Origin of the sequence: Neisseria gonorrhoeae (genome assembly GCF_003315235.1) — a bacterium.
In the GTDB taxonomy this organism is placed as follows: domain Bacteria; phylum Pseudomonadota; class Gammaproteobacteria; order Burkholderiales; family Neisseriaceae; genus Neisseria; species Neisseria gonorrhoeae.
Genome location: NZ_QNRU01000002.1, coordinates 168,714 through 170,714, shown reverse-complemented (window position 1 = coordinate 170,714; position 2,001 = coordinate 168,714). Strand labels below are relative to the sequence as shown.

4 protein-coding genes, 3 tRNA genes and 1 pseudogene are annotated in these 2,001 nt (G+C 49.6%); all 8 read left to right on the top strand.

The genetic code is table 11. The annotated features are described in order from the left end of the window. Positions 1–92: opacity family porin (locus DFR77_RS02015; protein WP_218969800.1), on the top strand; the 92-nt coding region annotated here is incomplete at its 5' end. A 13-nt stretch (positions 93–105) separates the two neighbouring features. Next, positions 106–458: pseudogene (locus DFR77_RS14490) on the top strand (hypothetical protein). 88 nt (positions 459–546) lie between these two features. Beyond that, entirely contained in the window at positions 547–1,116 is a 570-nt protein-coding gene (gene rsmD / locus DFR77_RS02005; protein WP_003690114.1) for a 16S rRNA (guanine(966)-N(2))-methyltransferase RsmD, read from the top strand. Between the two features lie 122 nt (positions 1,117–1,238). Next, complete coding sequence (locus DFR77_RS02000) at positions 1,239–1,490, top strand: YfhL family 4Fe-4S dicluster ferredoxin (protein WP_002215364.1); 252 nt, start codon at positions 1,239–1,241, stop codon at positions 1,488–1,490. A gap of 96 nt (positions 1,491–1,586) precedes the next feature. Further along, positions 1,587–1,670, top strand: a tRNA-Tyr gene (locus DFR77_RS01995). A 30-nt stretch (positions 1,671–1,700) separates the two neighbouring features. Then, a tRNA-Gly gene (locus DFR77_RS01990) sits at positions 1,701–1,774 on the top strand. 9 nt (positions 1,775–1,783) lie between these two features. Next, positions 1,784–1,858: transfer RNA gene (locus DFR77_RS01985), tRNA-Thr, on the top strand. A gap of 48 nt (positions 1,859–1,906) precedes the next feature. Next, positions 1,907–2,001: GTP-binding protein (locus DFR77_RS14485; protein ID WP_018694456.1), on the top strand; the 95-nt coding region annotated here is incomplete at its 3' end.

Genomic DNA, 2,001 nt, shown 5'->3' with positions numbered 1-2,001 from the left:
ACGCCGGCTACCGCTACCACAACTGGGGACGCCTGGAAAACACCCGCTTCAAAACCCACGAAGCCTCATTGGGCGTGCGCTACCGCTTCTGATTCGCCGATTCCGATGCCGTCTGAACCTTCAGACGGCATTTTTGACGCGCTCGCCGTTTACGGGCGCGGGGCAGGTGCGGGGAAATACCCGTACCGCCATTGCCGATACACCGTAACCCTAAAACCCGCCATTCCCGCGCAGGCGGGAATCCGGATTTGTCGGGATTCGCTCAAATCGGGCGGCGGCGGGATGGTGTTGCAGATTAACGATGTGGATACCAACAGCGGGGAATTTGCAATCTATACCGCTCAGGATGCATCGGTAAAGCTGGATTTGTTAAAAATGGAATTAAAACACTGTAAAGAAATGTTGGAACAAAAGACAAAGAAATCGAGCTGCTCCGCAAGCTGACCGAAACCGTTTAAACAGATATGCCGTCTGAAAAAAGTTTTCAGACGGCATATTCTTTGACAGGTCTTGTATAATACCGTTTGAACTTACAGGTTTTTGATTATGGCGGCAGGCAAACATACCAAACACAGCAACCGGGTACGCATTATCGGCGGGCAATGCCGGGGCAGGAAATTGAGTTTTGCATCCGCCGACGGACTGCGCCCAACCCCCGACAGCGTGCGTGAAAAGCTGTTTAACTGGCTGGGACAGGATTTGACGGGAAAAACGGTTTTGGATCTCTTCGGAGGCAGCGGCGCACTCGGCATGGAGGCGGCATCGCGTAATGCAAAACGGGTCGTGATTGCAGACAACAACCGTCAAACGGTGCAAACCCTTGAGAAAAACAGCCGCGAACTGGGTTTGGGGCAGGTGCAAACCGTCTGTTCGGACGGCATTGCCTATTTGGCAAACCTAAAAGAGAAATTCGATGTCGTCTTCCTTGATCCGCCGTTTGCGTGGCAAAGTTGGGAAAGTCTTTTCAATGTATTGGGCACACGCCTGAATGACGGCGCATATGTTTATATCGAGGCAGGCAGGCAGCCGGACAAACCTGATTGGCTGACGGGATATAGGGAGGGGAAGTCGGGGCAGGGTACATTTGAATTAAGGGTTTTCCAAGTGGCTGAATAATATGCGCTTTGATAATCATTTCCGGGTTGTAAACATTCGTTTGCAACCGTCCGGTTCAAAAAAACCTTGTGCTATAATCCGCGCCCGCCCGGTTTTGATAATTTAGTGGAAAAGGAAAAGAAATGTCGCTTTTTATTACCGACGAGTGCATCAACTGCGACGTATGCGAACCCGAATGCCCCAATGATGCCATTTCCCAAGGCGAGGAAATTTACGAAATCAACCCCAACCTCTGCACGCAGTGCGTCGGACACTACGATGAGCCGCAGTGCCAGCAGGTTTGCCCGGTGGACTGCATCCTGATTGACGAAGAACATCCCGAAACCCATGACGAGTTGATGGCGAAATACGAAAAGATTATCCAGTTTAAATAAATTCTTTTTAAAACATCAAATTATGTCTGTTTTGAAATAAAATCAAAAAAAAACTTGACGGAAAAGCAAGCCGCTAATAAACTAGTGTTCTCTTTTGGAGGGATTCCCGAGCGGTCAAAGGGGGCAGACTGTAAATCTGTTGCGAAAGCTTCGAAGGTTCGAATCCTTCTCCCTCCACCAAAATTCTTACTTGGGGCAGTAGCGAGTAATGCGGGTGTAGCTCAATGGTAGAGCAGAAGCCTTCCAAGCTTACGGTGAGGGTTCGATTCCCTTCACCCGCTCCAAACAATTAGGCCCATGTAGCTCAGGGGTAGAGCACTCCCTTGGTAAGGGAGAGGTCGGCAGTTCAAATCTGCCCATGGGCACCATCTCTCGATTATTCATTTCTTTAAGGCTTAGATATATAGGATATTGCCATGGCTAAGGAAAAATTCGAACGTAGCAAACCGCACGTAAACGTTGGCACCATCGGTCACGTTGACCATGGTAAAACCACCCTGACTGCCGCTTT

Coding starts and splice junctions, on each gene's coding strand:
- rsmD (WP_003690114.1), top strand. CDS start 547: ATGGCGGCAGGCAAACATACCAAACACAGCAACCGGGTACGCATTATC.
- DFR77_RS02000 (WP_002215364.1), top strand. CDS start 1,239: ATGTCGCTTTTTATTACCGACGAGTGCATCAACTGCGACGTATGCGAA.